Source organism: Flagellimonas aequoris (assembly GCF_003584165.1).
Lineage (GTDB): Bacteria > Bacteroidota > Bacteroidia > Flavobacteriales > Flavobacteriaceae > Flagellimonas > Flagellimonas aequoris.
The window spans coordinates 48158-65208 of the sequence record NZ_QXFJ01000030.1 but is presented as its reverse complement, the minus strand read 5'-3'; the positions used below and the strand labels follow the sequence as shown (position 1 = coordinate 65208).

Below are 17051 nucleotides of genomic sequence, written 5' to 3'. Positions count from 1 at the left end.
ATCCAATTATTTATAATAATATCACTCTTTGGAAATAAAGCCCAGTTGATATACTGAAATACAATCAAAAGAGTTCTCTTAGACAACGCCCAAATAAAACCTAGGAGTACTTAGTTTTAGAAAATCCGTAAATCTATTCCAGTAAACTTACTAATTATGAACAAGATACGTCTTTTAAGCCAACAATTGGAAAATTGACAATAAAATGGATTTTTTAAAAAGCTAACTCTAAACTATCTACAAAACAGTACATTCTTAGGCAAAACTTATGGGTTCTTTATGCCGTAAATTCATTAATTGACGTACCTTTTAATTCTTCGGTGGAATCAATACTTAAACAAATCCTTAAACTTATAGAAAATCCTTTCTGCCACGCTCAGGTTTTCCGTAATGATCTCGGCATTTCCCAAAAGCTCCTGCTCAAAGGGTAACTTTTTGTTATAGGAAGTTACCGTTCCCTGGGGAAGGGAGATATAGACAAAGTAGTTGCCCTCATTGTCCGGTGACACCGAAATGTTTTCAACCTTACCTACCAACATGCCATATTGCTGGTACTGAAAATTATCCAACTTGACCAATACCTTTTGCCCAGCGACCACTTTTCCCGCATTTTGGGATGGCAATACCAACTTACCCACCAATTGGGAGGTATTGGTAGGCAAAATGGAAAATACCATTTCCCCGGCATTGATGAATTGATTTTCCCCCCAGAATTCTTGAAATCCCACCACACCATCTATGGAAGAAAGCAATACATATTGGTATTCCCATTCCCTCACTGCCTTTTTAAGGGTGTTGAACGATTGGGACAGGTTGACCAAAAGTCGGGTTTGGTCCTCCTCTTTGTTTATTTTTGTGGTGCGCAGTGTTTGGTCTGCAGAAGCCACGGCCTCTCTCATCTGTGAAATGGAGATTGCCATGTTGCTCAAGTTCTTTTCCATCTGCAGAAATTCCATTTTTTTGGATTCAAATTCTTGCTGTGAAACCACCCCGCTTTTGTGGAGCTGCTCGTATCGTTCGTAATCTCGTTTTTGGAGTTCATATTCCTGCTCCAATACTTTTTTTTGTCGAATCTGACTTTGCAACCGAAGCTTGATCTCTTCCAAGGATTCCATATTGCCCGAAAGACGTGTCATATAGGGATCTAAATCTTTCAAAAGCTGGTAATCCACATAGTTTTTTTCAAAATTGATGTAGGAAGGTTCAATATCCCCCAGCACAAAGCCGGATACCAATGTTATGGGAAACTGAAGGTTTGGGGTACTGCTCTGTATGGTATCCAAAATAAATTTCAACTGATAGACATCCCTTACATTGGAAGCATTGCGGAACACTGCCAAACGCTGGCCTGAAACCACGGTATCCCCATTTTCTATGTAAATGTCCTCCAACGCCCCTGAGTAACGCGCCACAACATGTTCGGTAGGGGTTTTGGTCGTTACGATCACCTTAGCGGATACGTAATCAGGATATTTGATCAAGAACGACAACGCCAAAATAATGCCCGTGAGCGCAAAAACGATAGTAATGCCCCATCGCACCAGCCATGATGGAGGATTGGTCAAAATTTCCTGCACTTCCTCCGATCGGAGATTTAGTTCCACATGGTTCTTTTCTTCCTCCATTCCTTATCCTGCTTTCAAATTTTCGAGCTCCAATTGATTACTTACCAAATTATAGTATGCTCCTTGTAGCCCCAACAACTCGTTATGTGTTCCCGATTCTATGATCTTACCCTCATCCATGACCACAATCTGGTCCGCATTCTTGACCGTACTAAGCCTATGTGCAATGATGACCACTGTTCTATCACTATAGAAGGAACCCAAGTTTTCCATGACTATCTTTTCGTTTTTGGCATCGAGAGCGGACGTAGCTTCGTCAAAACACAGGATGTGCGGATCTTTATATACTGCCCGGGCGATGAAAAGTCGTTGTTTTTGTCCCGTACTTATCCCGATTCCCTCATTTCCAATTTTGGTATTGAATCCTAAAGGAAGGGATTGGATAAAATCATAAATGTTTGCCATTTTGGTAGCCCTCACCAAACGTTCTTGGTCAATGACATCCTCTCCCACTGCTATGTTATAGGCAATGGTATCATTAAAGACATATCCCTCCTGCATCACCACACCACAATGATGTCGCCAAGCTTTATGGGAAATGGATTGCAGGTAATGGTCCCCATAGCATATCTTCCCTTTACTAGGCTCGTAGAACTTTAGGATTAGTTTCATCAAGGTGGTCTTACCACTTCCACTAGCGCCAACGATTGCTGTAATTTTGTTGGCCGGGATTACCATATCCAAATCGCTGATCACATTTTCCTCACTTCCCAAATAACGAAATGAAATATTTTTTAGACTTATGTCTTGTGCGGGCTTCACATCTTTGATCATCTGTATTTCACTTGCCTCCTCGTCCTTCTTGTCGTGGATTTCCGATAAACGCTCCATACTTATCTTGGCATCTTGATAGGAGCGAACAAACGAGACCATTTGCCCAATAGGTGAATTAAGTTGTCCAATGATGTACTGGATGGACAACATCATACCCAATGTTATATTCCCTTCAATGACCAATACTGCAGAAGTGAAGGTTATGAAAATGTTCTTCAACTCATTGATGAAGGAAGACCCTACCCCTTGTGTCTGTTCCAAAACCAAGCTTTGGATAGATACTTTGAACAACCGTGCCTGCACAAACTCCCATTTCCATCGCTTTTGTTTTTCGGCATTGTGCATCTTAATCTCCTGCATACCATTAATGAGTTCAATGACCGTGCTCTGTTCCTGGCTCAATTGGGAAAAACGTTTATAGTCCAGTTCCTTTCTTTTCTTAAGAAAATAGATGATCCACAGTACGTATAGGACGCTTCCGATAGCAAAAATCATAAAGATCAAAGGGCTATAGTAGATCAGTACCGCTCCAAATACCAATAAATTGAACATGGAGAACAAAGTGTTCAAGGTAGAGCCTGTCAAGAGACTTTCAATGCGGTTATGGTCGTTTATCCTTTGCATGATGTCTCCGGTCATTCTTGTATCAAAAAATGCTATAGGGAGTGCCATAAGCTTGATAAAGAAATCGGATACCAGGGATATATTGATACGGGTACTCAAATGCAACAATATCCAACTCCTGAATACATCCACACTGGTACGGCCCAAGAAAAGCATTACTTGGGCAATAAGGACCAAATAAATAAAGCCAATGTCCTGATTCTGGATCCCGACATCCACAATACTTTGGGTAAGGAAGGGAAAAATCAGTTGTAGAACACTGCCCACAAAGAGTCCGAGGCACAGTTGAATAAGAAGTCCTTTATATTTGGTCAAGTATTGGAACAGAAAACCAATGGACTTTTTGTCGGTATTCTCCCAGTTCATTTTTTTAAACTTGGGTGTTGTCTCCAATAATAAAGCTATTCCCTCTTTGCTGTCCTCTTTGGCATTGTTGCCAATCCATCTTGAAATGAAATCTTCCTTGCCATAGGTTATCAATCCATATGAAGGGTCGGATATATGAACTTGATCATTCTTTATCTTATAGACCACAACAAAATGATTCTTGTTCCAATGGACAATGCACGGCAGCGGGACCTCGTTCAATTGATTCCAGTCAATTTTTACCCCAAGTGTCTTGAAACCAATGGATTCTGCGGCATCGCTCAACTTCAACAGATTGCTGCCGGCCCTGGTTGTTTCGGAGAGTTCCCTTATCTCTTGTAATGAAATTAGTTTGCCATAGTGTTTGGCTATGATCCGTAGGCAGGTAGGTCCACAGTCCTTGGAATCAGGTTGTTTATAAAAGGGAAAGGACGATTTCAATTATAGAGTGCTTATAAAATAAAACTAAAAAAGGACGGGGCTTTTAAACCAACCCCATCCCGTAATCAAATAGAATCAAGGTGCTATATCATTGCATACATGGGGCGTGTAACCCTGTGGTGTAGGAGCACCACATGGCGTACATGTAGAGTCACAATAATAATTACACTTGCCTTCGCTTGGGAAACAAACCCCTCCCCAACCAGAACCGCCATTGATAGACTGCTGCTCTCGTCTGTTCAGTGCTTTCACACCATTTAGATTCGCTAATTTTTTCATTGATAAAAAGTTTAAATTAAATTAGCCTTGAACAATTAAGGACACTCAAGGTTTGCGTCCATCTTTCGCGAAAAGATATTGTTCCGGGCCTCCTGACAATGGAGGCCCATTTATATGATTTTTTCCATACTTATTGAATCTTCATTAAGCTCCACCAGATCTTCAATAAAATACTGTAGGTCGCTCCTGTCGTACATTTTAGGATATTGTTTTCCATCAATGAACAGGGCCGGAGTGAAGTGAATACCATTTTTGTTACACCACTCCTTTTCATCATGCAACAGTTGTTCAAAAGAGCCTTTGGAAGCGATGGATTCCGATTTTGCCAACCAATTTTCCAAGTTTGCTTTATCCGAATAGACTTCGTGAAGGGCGGTTTCAATATTGGATCTGTCGGAATGGTAAATTTGTAAGAGTTTATCGGCCGTTTTATGCGAGGGGTGATCAGCGTCTTTGGGAACATTGAACCTAATCATAAGATTTACCTTATCCTTATGCTTTTCCAATAATCGCATGATATCAGTATGGGCCGCTTTGCAATAAAAGCAGGACGGATTGGTTACCAGCAGCATTTGTAATACCGCATCCTTGTTCCCCAGTAAAATCTCCTTACCATTAATGTTGTTGGTCTCAACAAAATCATTTTTACCGTAGAGCGCGTAAAACAAATCAAAATTCTTTTTGAACTTATAATGCTCAACTTTGAGTTTGATCAGTTCTTGTTGTTTTTCAAGTAAAGGCTTGATGAAAAGCCACATAGAGGTTGTGGCCAAAAAACTAAACAACAGAATGAATATGCTATCGAAATTGTATACGTTTATTGAGGTATCGATCAGTACAAAGACGCTCAACAATTGGAACCATAAAACCGAGGTTATTCCCAAACAAAGTGGACACCATTTTTTTACAACCTTAAACTGGTAATACAACGTGTAAAAAGTAATCAAGACCGCCACAAAGCCAATTGCAACCATGGAGGAATAAACCTCGCCCAGAAAAAGGTGCAACACCCAAGAAAGTATAAGGGCTGAAAAATAAATGATGCTCAAATCACTCATTTTCAAGAACTTTAAAAATGTTGCGCCATTTGAATTTAATACGGCATCACAACTGGTAAGCTTATTGGAATTACAAAATTTATCAGCCAATTTGGATTGATATCCTAGATCAAGTTTCAGTATCAAGAAGCTGATCACCAAACCAACAACTGAAAGCGAAAAATGCACATATTCAAAAGGCGTTGGATTTGAAGTGACGAAAATCAGCAACAAGAAAATTAAAAAAAAGCTGCTTACTGTCCATGTCGCCACGCTACCAACATCTGACACTTTTTTACCTATTTTCTTGTCAGGCGGGTCAATTACAATGATGATTCCACTCCAAAGTTGTAAAAACTGTATTTTGGACAATGTCTCTTTTCTGCCGTCCCCATGTCTTAATTCAACTTTATTTGGGCTATTGGACACCAAAATATATTGACTACTACCAGATGTGGTACTAATAAAGCTTTCTGGCAATTGTTCCAAAGTCCCTAGATCTACCGGTACTTGTAACGCTAAATTTTCTATGTTGAAATGATCCAATACACCGGTTATGGAATGAAGGCTGGGATATGAAGGATGGCTTAGTAGTTGTAACTTTAGCTCATTAAAATTAACATTGTGATTATTATCTTTAAGAAAATTCACTATCAAGTTAAACAAAGTATCCCCCATAACACATATTAATTTAGCACTCTTTAAATGTAGTAATTAACTTCTATTTGTAGTAATTAACTTCATTAAATGTAATCAATAGTTTCAAAAAATATATGTAATGTGTAATGAGAAGCAGTACCAATGCTTAGCAGGGCAATGATGGCCATGGTATCTGTAGTGATGAAATTCCTTTTTGGGATTGTGCATGTGCTCATGGAAATATTGACCATTCGCTCTGTAAAAGCATTTCAATTTCCTTTTGCATTCGAACAAACACTAAAACACTTAAAATCAAATGATTATCAGTGTTTTGATTTTACTTAAAAAGGTTAAGTCAGGATGATCGGAAGAAACAATACAAACTTCTAACGATCAATATTTACACTAAAATAAAAACTGATTAACCGAGCTCTCAACAGTCTTCAAGACGGTAGATCCTGGGGCAAAACCTATAATGAATGTGCAGGATTTGGGGCCATGAATATAATGAGGTCCAAACCAGAGGTTACATACCAATTAACCATACACAGAAACCAATGTAAAAAACAATTACCGTATAGCTTTCGATTGTTTTAATCTATACAAGTACGGACCGCCCTTCACACCTTGCTTCTTTTCCCCCGTGTTCTCCAAAACATCCATTTGGAATATCCGCTTTCTGAAATTCCTTCTATCCAACTCAACATCCAAGATATCCTCGTATAAGTTCTGCAGTTCTTGCAAGGTGAACTCTTTTGGCAAAAGTTCACCAACGATAAGCTTATGTCTTAAATTATTCTGCACAAACAAGTAAGCTTCATTGATCAGCTTTTCATGGTCGTATCCAAGTTTTTCGGGTATTTTGTCCATATCGAACCAATCTATGCTCGTAACATTGTCCCTCAATGTCAAGGGATGGTTTTCAGGTCTTACCAAAGCATAAAAACATACTGTTATGACCCTTTTCAAAGGATGCCTGTCCAATTCTGTATAGGTCTTCACCTGTTCAAAATGTATGTCCCTGAACCCTGTGAGCGAGAAGAGGACCTTTGCCGCACAGTCCTCAATGGTTTCATCTGCTTCCATAACCCCCCCAGGAACATGCCATTGGTTCTTAAAGTGCCCAAACGACCTTTTAATCAAAAGAATTTTAAGCTTGCCGTCAACATATCCGAACACGGTAATGTCGGCGGTGACCGAACATTCAAACGAATCAGGTTTTACTTGAATATCCTGGAGTTTTTCCTGTTTTGTCATTTTTTTAAGTGATATTTTGATTTTTTCTCCAAAAGCATGGGAAAAATTAATATATTTGAAACTATGTAAAAAGTACACAGAACATATTTTTCAACCATACGACTCCTTTTTTCGAAATCCTTTAAATGGAAAGTTCCAAATATAAAGAATTGAAAGGCAACGTTGTGGTTGTTATCTGTGGTAGAGACATGGTGTGGAATCATAATGGGGGATTTTATGTTCTCCATGGAATAGAAGCATATCATAGTAGTGAGGTTTAAAACTTCAGTTTTTATGAGTTTAGAGCAAACATGGCGATGGTACGGCCCTAATGATCCGGTTTCCCTTTCCGACATTAAGCAAGCAGGGGCAACAGGTGTGGTCACTGCGCTTCACCATGTACCAAATGGTGAAGTGTGGTCCAAAGCTGAAATCTTGAAAAGAAAACAACAGATTGAAAAATCTGGGTTGACTTGGTCGGTAGTTGAGAGCATACCCGTGCACGAAGACATAAAAAAAAGGTCTGGTGATTACATAAAATTTGTAACAAACTATAGGACAAGCATCCGAAATCTAGGTGAATGTGGTATAGATACGGTATGCTACAACTTTATGCCCGTATTGGATTGGACACGTACAGATTTGTCCTATAAAATGGAGGATGGGTCTTTGGCCTTACGTTTTGATGCTGCTGAATTTGCAGCATTCGAACTTTTTATTCTAAAACGTCCCGATGCCGCGGAACTCTATAATTCCGATGAATTGGCCCAAGCTAAACTTGTTTATGCTGGAATGACAACCGGGCATCGTAACAAACTTGCCAAAAATATCATAGCCGGTTTACCAGGATCGGAAGAAGGATATACGCTTAAGAAGTTCCAGAATGCCCTGGATTCTTATAAAGGATTAACAGCCAATGATTTGAGTCAAAATCTTTACGAGTTCACTAAAGCAGTTGTTCCAGTTGCAGAGGAAGCCGGGGTTTTTATGGCTATTCACCCAGACGACCCCCCTTTCTCCATACTTGGACTTCCCAGGGTCGTCAGTACAGAACATGATGCCATGGAATTGTTATCGGCTTTTGATAGCCCAAACAATGGGCTATGTTTTTGTACGGGATCCTACGGGGTTCGTGCCGATAATGACCTAGTGGGTATGGCCAAACGACTAGCAAATAGAATCAACTTTGTTCACTTGAGAAGCACAAGAAGGGATAAAAATGGAAATTTCCACGAAGCAGACCACCTCGATGGGGATGTGGACATGTATGGCGTAATGTATGCTTTGCTTGAAGAGCAAAAGAAACGTAGGGAAGGGAACAAAATGAATCAACGTATGCCCATGCGCCCTGACCATGGACACCAAATGCTGGACGATTTACATAAAAAAACGAATCCTGGGTATTCCGCGATAGGACGCTTACGGGGCCTTGCAGAATTAAGGGGATTGATGTATGGTATTGAAAAATCCTTGCTGTCATGACATTTATAAAAGAAAATTTTTTACTGGAGACACCACAAGCGGAGGAATTATACCACAACTATGCAAAGGAAATGCCCATTATCGATTACCACAACCACTTGCCGCCCGAATATGTTGCAAACCATCACCAGTTCAAAAATCTCACAGAAGCTTGGTTGTCAGGTGACCATTACAAATGGAGGGCGATGAGGGCTTTGGGGATTGATGAATGCTACATCACCGGTAATGCTTCGGATCAAGAAAAGTTCCAAAAATGGGCAGAGACGGTTCCCTACACGCTTAGAAACCCTTTGTATCACTGGACACACTTGGAGTTACTACGCTACTTCGGAATTGAAGCCTTACTTACGGAAAAAAATGCAGAACATGTTTTTCAGGAAACAAAAAAGCAGTTACAAGAGAAAAGTCATAGTGCAGTTGGGCTTTTGCAACAGTTCAACGTAGAAGTAATCTGTACTACCGATGATCCCATTGAAAAGTTGGAGCATCACGAAAAAGTGGCAAATGAAGGTACCTTACCGAGAATGCTGCCTACATTCAGACCGGATAAAATTTATGCCGTTGAAAACAATACCGCCTACAGATCCTATCTGGAAAGTTTGGGAGAGATATCGGGAGTTCTAATAAAGTCCTATCAGGATTTGATTATGGCCATTAAAAATAGGGTGGCATATTTCCATGAAAATGGCTGCCGCCTTTCTGACCATGGGTTGGAACAGTTGTACCATTTTGAGATGAATACCTTTAATATAGAAAAGATATTTAAAAAGGTGATGGATGGCCATCCATTGAAAGTAGATGAAATACAATACTTTAAGTTTGAGACTTTGGTGCACCTTTGCCGTGAATACCATAAACTGGGATGGGTACAGCAATTCCATTTAGGGGCACTCCGCAACACGAACAAAAAAATGCTGGCCCAACTAGGCCCCGATGCAGGGTTTGACTCCATGGGTGATTTTCCGCAGGCTATAAACCTTGCCAAATTTTTAGATACCCTGGAGAGCAGCGACCAGCTTGGTAAAACCATCCTTTATAACATAAACCCTGCCCACAATGAAGTGTTTGCTACCATGGCGGGCAATTTCAATGGAGGCAATATAAAAGGGAAGGTGCAATTTGGCTCGGGTTGGTGGTATATGGACCAGTTGGACGGTATGGAAAGGCAACTTAATGCCTTGTCCAATATGGGATTGCTAAGTTGCTTTGTGGGCATGCTTACCGACTCTAGAAGTTTTCTGTCCTTTCCCAGACACGAATATTTCAGAAGATTGTTGTGCAATATATTGGGGAATGATATCAAAAAAGGCCTGGTACCTAATGACATAGCCCATATAGGTGGCTTGGTGCAGGACATTTGTTATCAAAATGCCAAGACCTATTTCAATTTAGGATATAACTGATAGGAGAAGTAACAGAATGAAAAAAGTGGTAACGTTTGGAGAAGAAAGATTATTTTAAAGAAAAAAGTAACGGATACCTTGAAATTGATAGAAACCATTAGAGAAAGGAAGCAATGAAGCAAATCCTGACCATCTTTTTATGGGGCTCCATACTCTTGGCCATTAGCTGCCAGGAGGTTGGTAGTATAAAAACCATCCGGTTGGCCCATGGTTTGGATGTGAACCATTCCGTGCATAGGGCCATGGTAAAAATGGGGGAAGATCTTGAAAATATTTCTGGAGGTAAACTCAAAATAGAGATTTATCCCAACCAACAATTAGGCACCGAACGTGAAATTTTGGAATTGATTCAATTGGGTAGCCTCGACATGACCAAAGTATCGGTTGCCACTTTGGAAAATTTTGCGCCAAAAACCAGAATTTTGGGACTTCCATATCTTTTTGAAAGCCGGAAGCATGCCTTTGAGGTATTGGATGGCCCCATCGGACAAGCTTTGCTGGACAATGCACAACAATTTAGATTGAAGGGCTTGGGCTATTATGATGCCGGTTTCCGAAGTTTTTACACGGAACATGAGCCTGTAAACTCCCCAGATGACTTGAAGGGACTCAAGATCAGGGTAATGGAAAGTGTCACGGCCATGGATATGGTCAAAAGCCTTGGGGGCTCCCCCACCCCCATTTCCTGGGGAGAGCTTTATACATCCTTACAACAGGGTGTGGTGGATGGAGCGGAGAACAATCCCCCCAGCTTTTACCTTTCCAAACATTATGAGGTTTGTCCTTACTACGCATTGGATGAACACACTTTTTCCCCGGACGTCCTGATCGTTGGAACCCAATTTTGGAACCAACTTTCTGAACAGGAGCAAAAATGGGTAAATGAAGCGGTAAAAAGGTCCTTGGAGCATCAGCGCAAATTATGGGCCGAATCGGAAGCCGAAGCGTTGCAAGCAGTGCAAAAGGCAGGGGTAAAAATTTCACATCCAAATAAGGAACCTTTCATCCAACTGACGAAGGAAATGTACAAGGCCTATGAATCGGATGAAGAATTGAACAACATGATACAACAGATCAAATCCATGGCAAATTGATGGGCTTCAAAAAAATATTGGACAGTATTTTGGCGCATCTCCTGGTGTTGCTAATGGGCCTAATGGTGCTGAACGTGCTTTGGCAGGTGTTCAGCAGATATGTTCTGGGGGAACCAAGTGCTTTTACCGATGAACTTGCCCGTTTCTTGATGATTTGGCTGGGCCTATTGGGAGCTGCCTATGTTTCGGGGAAAAAAGGTCATGTGGCCATTGATGTGCTGTCCAAACGGGCCAGTGTAAAAAACCAAAGATGGATGAAAAGAGGTGTGTCCAGCTTTATTATACTGTTTTGCTTGGCCGCAATGGTAACCGGCGGTGGATGGTTGGTCTTTACCACTTATGAACTAAAGCAGCTTTCCCCTGCATTGGGCTTGCCTTTGGCATACGTGTATATCGTAATCCCGTTAAGCGGGCTAATCGTGGTTTATTATAAATTTTTTGACATACTATCGGATTGAACCCTATGGAATATATCCCCTTACTTGTATTGATCATCAGTTTTGTGGGCCTTTTGGCAATCGGTACTCCCGTGGCGTGGAGCATTGCTATATCCTCTATGTTGACCTTATTGGTAAGCGTTCCTTCGTTGCCCGCATTGGCGACGATTTCCCAACGTATGGCTACGGGGTTGGATAGTTTTGCACTTTTGGCCATTCCTTTTTTTATATTATCGGGAGAATTGATGAACCAAGGGGGCATTGCCCATCGACTCATCGCTTTTGCCAAATCTTTGGTAGGGGCTTTACCCGGAGGATTGGCCTTGATCAATATCATTTCGGCCATGTTTATGGGGGCCATTGCAGGGTCGGCCATGGCCTCGGCATCAGCTATGGGGAGTATTCTTGGGCCAGAGATGGAAAAGGAAGGGTATGACCGGGAATTCGCAGCCGCGGTGAACATTACCTCTGCCACCACAGGATTGGTCATTCCTCCCAGCAATATTTTGATTGTGTATTCATTGGCCAGTGGTGGTGCATCCATAGCGGCACTTTTTTTGGCAGGGTACATTCCAGGTCTACTCACGGGTTTGTTGTTGATGGTGGTCACGGTTTTTTGGGCCAAGAAAAAGGGATATGGCACTGGGGAGCGAACTTCAATGGGACAAGTTTTTAAAACGTTCATTGATGCGGTCCCGAGCCTATTTTTATTGGTTTTGGTCATCGGGGGTATCGTAGCAGGGATTTTTACGGCTACCGAAGCATCTGCCATAGCCGTGCTTTATAGTCTTTTACTGGGTTTTGCTTATAAGCAGATTACCTTTAAAAAATTACCCCAGATCTTTTTGAATGCCTCATCCACTACCGCAGTGGTCATGTTGTTGATTGCAGCTTCCATGAGCATGTCTTGGGCCCTTTCCTTTGAACATATCCCGCAGGATATCAGTTCTGGACTTTTGTCCATTACCGATAACAAGATTGCCCTATTGCTCATCATTAACCTGATATTATTGTTTGTTGGAATCTTTATGGACATCACTCCGGCAGTGCTCATCTTCACCCCGATATTTTTGCCCATCGTGACCAAATTGGGAATAGATCCAGTCCATTTTGGCATCATCATGATCTTGAACCTTTGTATCGGCTTGTGCACCCCACCGGTCGGTTCGGTACTCTTTGTAGGGGTGGGTATTGCAAAGACATCCATAGAAAAAGTGATAAGACCCTTATTGCCCCTTTTTGGGGCGATGATCTTGGCCTTGTTCCTTATCACCTACATACCCGAATTGGCCCTTTGGTTACCAGGCTTGTTTGGACTATAATCGAATTGTAAAATAAACTGTTAAGTATGACACATAAAATGAACAAACTAAAATACGGGGCGCTGGCACTTCTACTGTGTTGGGCCTGTACAGAAGCTCCCAAGGATGACACCCCATGGGTGGATTTATTCGATGGAACCCTAAATGGCTGGAACCAAAAGGGTGGCGAAGCCAATTATACGGTTAAAGATGATGCCATTGTAGGCTCCACGGTCCATGATACCCCCAATTCGTTTTTGACCACGGATAAGATGTATGATGATTTCATCATGGAGCTGGATTACAAAGTGGATTCCACTATGAATTCAGGAATCCAGATTCGGAGCAATAGTTTCCCCTACTATCAAAATGGTAGGGTGCATGGGTACCAGATTGAAATCGATCCTTCGGATAGGGCATGGAGTGCGGGCATTTATGATGAAGGAAGAAGAGGTTGGCTCGTGACCTTGGACGACAATCCAGAAGCCCAAAAAGCCTTCAAACAAAACGATTGGAACCATTATCGCATCGAAGCGATCGGTGATACCATCAAAACATGGATCAATGGTGTTCCTGCGGCCCATTTGGTTGACGATAAAACACCTAGTGGGTTTATTGCACTACAGGTACACAGCATTGGAAAAGATCAAAAGGAAGGAACGGAGATTGCTTGGCGCAATATCAAAATTTTGACGGATAGCTTGTCAAAATATACCAAACCCATGACCTTGCAACCTGTGGTGACCAAAAACCATATCAATGTGGATGAGGCCAAAAATGGTTGGAAATTGTTGTGGGATGGTAAGACCACAAACGGTTGGCGTGGAGCCCGATTGGATGATTTTCCGGATAAGGGCTGGGAGATAGAAGATGGGGTTTTGACCGTTTTATCCACAGGGGGCGAAGAATCCGCTGCAGGTGGTGACATTGTGACCACTGAACAATATGGTGATTTTGAACTGATGGTCGATTTTAAACTGACCAAAGGCGCCAACAGCGGGATCAAATATTATGTGAACACGGATTTGAACAAAGGTCCGGGATCATCCATTGGTCTGGAATACCAACTGTTGGATGATGCCGTGCATCCCGATGCCAAATTGGGCAACCATGAAGGGAGCAGGACCTTAGCATCTCTTTACGATCTTATCAAAGCAGACCCCAATAAACCTGCCAACCCGATTGGGGAGTGGAATACGGCTCATATTGTTTCCAAAGGAAGTCATGTGGAACATTGGCTCAACGGTATGAAAGTCTTGGAATACGAACGGGGAAGTGACGAATTCAAAAAACTCGTTTCTGAAAGCAAGTATGTGGTATGGCCCAACTTTGGAGAGGCACCCACAGGTCCCATTTTGTTGCAAGACCATGGAGATAGGGTAAGTTTTAGGAACATCAAGATAAAAACCACTGCAAAAGAGTAACACCATGACCACAAGACGCGATTTCATCAAAAAAACAACTACCGGGACTGCTGCCGTTACCTTGGGCAGCATGGTACTTCCATCTTGGGCCAATGCCCGGATTTTGGGAGCCAACGATCAAATCAATTGTGCGGTAATCGGTGTCAGGAGCCGAGCCAAGGCCCATGTATTGGCCATCCATCAAGATACCAATGCAAAGATTTTGTACAGCTGCGATGTGGACGATACTATTTTGGAAGAACACAATGCCTGGTGTCAAGAACATATCGGGTATGTTCCGAAGGTAGAAAAGGATTTCCGCAAGGTTTTGGAAGATAAGGACGTGGATGCCATTTTCATTGCCACACCCGATCACTGGCATGCACCTATGGCCATTATGGGCTTACAGGCGGGAAAACATGTGTATGTGGAGAAACCCTGTAGCCACGATCCCCATGAAAATGACTTATTGGTGGCGGCCCGGAACAAGTATGGAAAAAAGGTACAGATGGGAAACCAGCAGCGATCGGCCAAAACTTCCATGATGGCTGTGGAGGACATCAAAAAAGGAGTGATTGGAAATGTATTCAAAGGCGAGGCTTATTATTCCAATAATCGGGAGTCCATCGGACATGGAAAGATAATCGATGTACCTCATACCTTGGATTGGGACCTGTGGCAAGGTCCGGCCCCAAGAGAAAGTTATCGAGACAATGTCCATCCCTATAATTGGCATTGGTTCCGAAATTGGGGTACAGGAGAGATTCACAACAACGGTACCCATGAAATTGATATTTGCCGTTGGGCCTTGGGTGTGGACCTTCCGGAAACGGTGACGGCATTTGGCGGAAAGTACACTTTTGATGATGACTGGGAGTTTCCCGATAATCAACAGGTAACCTATACTTTCCCTGGGGATAAATTCATCACATGGACATCCCACAGCCGTGGTATCATGAAACCAGAGCGACCTGGCCGTGGTATTACCATTTATGGTAGTAAAGGTGTGATGGAATTAAGCAGGAACTTTTATAAGTTATATGATTTGGGTGGAAACCTGCTCAAACAGGAAGACGAGGCAAACATCAGTGCCACCCTGAATACCCAAGGGATTGGCGGATTGGACGTGGACCATGTGGGCAATTTCTTCAATGCCATCAGAAAGGATACCTCTCTAAATTCCGATATCAGGGATGCCAGCGTTTCTACGATGCTCTGCCATCTAGGAAATTTAGCCTATGATGCTGGGCGTACCATCGAGATTGACACAAAAACCGGCAAGGTGTTGAACAGTGAAAAGGCCATGCAAGGTTGGAAGCGGGAGTATGAAAATGGATGGGAACCTAAACTTTAAGCAAAAATGAAACGACGTGATTTTATAGTAAAAGGTGGTTTGGCCAGCTCGGCGGCATTATATGCACCAACTGTTTTGGGATATGGAACCCCAAGTGCCAATGAAACCATCAATGTTGGAGTTATCGGAACCGGGGACCGTGGTGGTGGCCTCATTCCCTTTATCAACCAAATCCCTAATATGAGGGTTGTGGCCTGTAGTGATATCATTCCTTTTAGGCTCAGTTCGGGTCTATCCAAAGTGGAAGGCAAAGCCAAAGGCTACGAGGATTATCGGAAACTTTTGGAAGACAAAAGCGTGGATGCCGTATTAGTGGCAACCCCGTTCAGCACGCACTCCCAAATTGTGACCGATGCCTTAAAAGCGGGAAAGCATGTGTATGGCGAAAAAACCATGGCAAAGGGATATGATGGCATAAAATTGTTGGTAGATGCTGCGGAAAACTCAAGTACCATTTTTCAAGCGGGTCACCAATATCATAGTTCTCGATTATACACCCATATTGTGGATGAAATCAAAAAAGGGAAGATTGGCAAAATTACCGCTTTTGAATGCCAATGGAACCGAAACAACAACTGGCGACGGCCCGTTCCCGATCCCAAATGGGAACGCATGATCAATTGGAGGATGTACCGCGAATTTTCAGGGGGACTTTTGGCCGAACTTTGTTCCCACCAATTGGATTTTGCCAATTGGGTGTTGGGCTCCATGCCCGAAAAGGTCATGGGCGTGGGAGGAATCGATTATTGGAAGGATGGTAGGGAAACCTTTGATAATATCCATCTAATTTATAGTTATCCAGAAGGCGTGAGGGCTTCCTTCACTTGTTTGACAAGTAACGCTATGGGCGATTACAAGGTGAAGGTGATGGGTGATAAAGGAGCCTACATTTTGGATTACGTCAAAGCTTGGTACTATCCCGAAGGGAGTTTTGAAAAAGAAGTTGGGGAGGTAGACGGAGTTTCCGGGGCCACCTTAAACTGGGACCAGGGAAGGGGTATCCCCGTAAATTTTGATCATGAGGACCCTAGCAAACAAGCCTTGATTGATTTTAGGGACAATATTTTGAACAACACACTGCCCATATCCAACGCAAAAACAGGGGCCATGGCCGCACTATGCGTGCAGATGGGATTGGACGCCATGTATGACAATAAAATTGTCCATAAAACACAGATTTGATGAAGAAAATGCCTTTTTTATATAAAATTCAAAGGCGCTGTACTTTAAAAATGTACTTCCAAGGTATTCATCTAAAACCCTTAAATATCCTAATTATGAGTTTGGCATCTATTTAAACTAAAATTATTAGATAAAGGTTTGTATGAATGGTAAATCACGCTTTTTTTAAAGCTATATTCTTTAATCACTTTTACGGATAAGACACAATAAAAAGCCAAGCAATATGCTTGGCTTTTTTTGGTCAGGGTGACCGAACCATGTGTATGACTGAGTGTTATTGCAAATCAGAAACAAGCACTGAAACTACAGGACTTGTACACCTTATGCACATTTTGGATAAAAATGAGAATAAGAACATATCCTTTTCATTTCGG

General features: G+C 42.0%; 12 protein-coding genes. 8 read left to right on the top strand and 4 right to left on the bottom strand.

Features of this window, described 5'->3' with window-relative positions; translation table 11 throughout:
* Nucleotides 1-326 precede the first annotated feature (326 nt).
* The 4 genes from D2U88_RS13695 to D2U88_RS13680 form a co-directional block, all read right to left on the bottom strand.
* A complete protein-coding gene (locus tag D2U88_RS13695) occupies nt 327-1625 on the bottom strand; it encodes an HlyD family secretion protein (protein ID WP_119641120.1) in 1299 nt (432 codons plus the stop codon).
* 3 nt (nt 1626-1628) lie between these two features.
* Entirely contained in the window at nt 1629-3830 is a 2202-nt protein-coding gene (locus D2U88_RS13690) for a peptidase domain-containing ABC transporter (RefSeq protein ID WP_119641119.1), read from the bottom strand.
* 389 nt (nt 3831-4219) lie between these two features.
* A complete protein-coding gene (locus D2U88_RS13685) occupies nt 4220-5824 on the bottom strand; it encodes a thioredoxin domain-containing protein (RefSeq protein ID WP_119641118.1) in 1605 nt (534 codons plus the stop codon).
* Nucleotides 5825-6355: 531 nt separating this feature from the next.
* Nucleotides 6356-7042, bottom strand: a complete 687-nt coding sequence (locus tag D2U88_RS13680) for an NUDIX hydrolase (RefSeq protein WP_119641117.1) — start codon at nt 7040-7042, stop codon at nt 6356-6358.
* A gap of 273 nt (nt 7043-7315) precedes the next feature.
* Between D2U88_RS13680 and uxuA the strand changes: the two genes are divergently transcribed.
* From uxuA to D2U88_RS13635, 8 genes are all read left to right on the top strand, one after another.
* Nucleotides 7316-8503, top strand: coding sequence for a mannonate dehydratase (uxuA, locus tag D2U88_RS13670; RefSeq protein ID WP_119641115.1), 1188 nt, complete (start codon nt 7316-7318; stop codon nt 8501-8503).
* Entirely contained in the window at nt 8500-9906 is a 1407-nt protein-coding gene (uxaC, locus tag D2U88_RS13665; RefSeq protein ID WP_119641114.1) for a glucuronate isomerase, read from the top strand. The genes uxuA and uxaC overlap by 4 nt, the downstream gene beginning before the upstream one ends.
* 113 nt (nt 9907-10019) lie before the next feature.
* Nucleotides 10020-11000 carry a TRAP transporter substrate-binding protein gene (locus tag D2U88_RS13660; RefSeq protein WP_119641113.1) on the top strand — a complete coding sequence of 327 codons (981 nt, stop codon included), beginning with the start codon at nt 10020-10022 and terminating at the stop codon, nt 10998-11000.
* Nucleotides 11000-11458, top strand: coding sequence for a TRAP transporter small permease (locus D2U88_RS13655; protein WP_119641112.1), 459 nt, complete (start codon nt 11000-11002; stop codon nt 11456-11458). The genes D2U88_RS13660 and D2U88_RS13655 overlap by 1 nt, the downstream gene beginning before the upstream one ends.
* 5 nt (nt 11459-11463) lie before the next feature.
* On the top strand, nt 11464-12759 hold the full coding sequence (locus D2U88_RS13650) for a TRAP transporter large permease (protein WP_119641111.1): 1296 nt from the start codon (nt 11464-11466) through the stop codon (nt 12757-12759).
* 38 nt (nt 12760-12797) lie between these two features.
* Nucleotides 12798-14162, top strand: coding sequence for a 3-keto-disaccharide hydrolase (locus tag D2U88_RS13645; protein ID WP_119641110.1), 1365 nt, complete (start codon nt 12798-12800; stop codon nt 14160-14162).
* Nucleotides 14163-14166: 4 nt separating this feature from the next.
* On the top strand, nt 14167-15495 hold the full coding sequence (locus D2U88_RS13640) for a Gfo/Idh/MocA family oxidoreductase (protein ID WP_119641109.1): 1329 nt from the start codon (nt 14167-14169) through the stop codon (nt 15493-15495).
* A 6-nt stretch (nt 15496-15501) separates the two neighbouring features.
* Complete coding sequence (locus D2U88_RS13635) at nt 15502-16677, top strand: Gfo/Idh/MocA family protein (protein WP_119641108.1); 1176 nt, start codon at nt 15502-15504, stop codon at nt 16675-16677.
* The last annotated feature ends 374 nt before the right edge of the window (nt 16678-17051 follow it).

Excerpts from the sequence above, each read along its gene's own strand:
- D2U88_RS13695 (WP_119641120.1), bottom strand. The coding sequence starts at position 1,625 with ATGGAGGAAGAAAAGAACCATGTGGAACTAAATCTCCGATCGGAGGAA.
- D2U88_RS13685 (WP_119641118.1), bottom strand. The coding sequence starts at position 5,824 with ATGGGGGATACTTTGTTTAACTTGATAGTGAATTTTCTTAAAGATAAT.
- D2U88_RS13680 (WP_119641117.1), bottom strand. The coding sequence starts at position 7,042 with ATGACAAAACAGGAAAAACTCCAGGATATTCAAGTAAAACCTGATTCG.
- uxuA (WP_119641115.1), top strand. The coding sequence starts at position 7,316 with ATGAGTTTAGAGCAAACATGGCGATGGTACGGCCCTAATGATCCGGTT.
- uxaC (WP_119641114.1), top strand. The coding sequence starts at position 8,500 with ATGACATTTATAAAAGAAAATTTTTTACTGGAGACACCACAAGCGGAG.
- D2U88_RS13660 (WP_119641113.1), top strand. The coding sequence starts at position 10,020 with ATGAAGCAAATCCTGACCATCTTTTTATGGGGCTCCATACTCTTGGCC.
- D2U88_RS13655 (WP_119641112.1), top strand. The coding sequence starts at position 11,000 with ATGGGCTTCAAAAAAATATTGGACAGTATTTTGGCGCATCTCCTGGTG.
- D2U88_RS13650 (WP_119641111.1), top strand. The coding sequence starts at position 11,464 with ATGGAATATATCCCCTTACTTGTATTGATCATCAGTTTTGTGGGCCTT.
- D2U88_RS13645 (WP_119641110.1), top strand. The coding sequence starts at position 12,798 with ATGAACAAACTAAAATACGGGGCGCTGGCACTTCTACTGTGTTGGGCC.
- D2U88_RS13640 (WP_119641109.1), top strand. The coding sequence starts at position 14,167 with ATGACCACAAGACGCGATTTCATCAAAAAAACAACTACCGGGACTGCT.
- D2U88_RS13635 (WP_119641108.1), top strand. The coding sequence starts at position 15,502 with ATGAAACGACGTGATTTTATAGTAAAAGGTGGTTTGGCCAGCTCGGCG.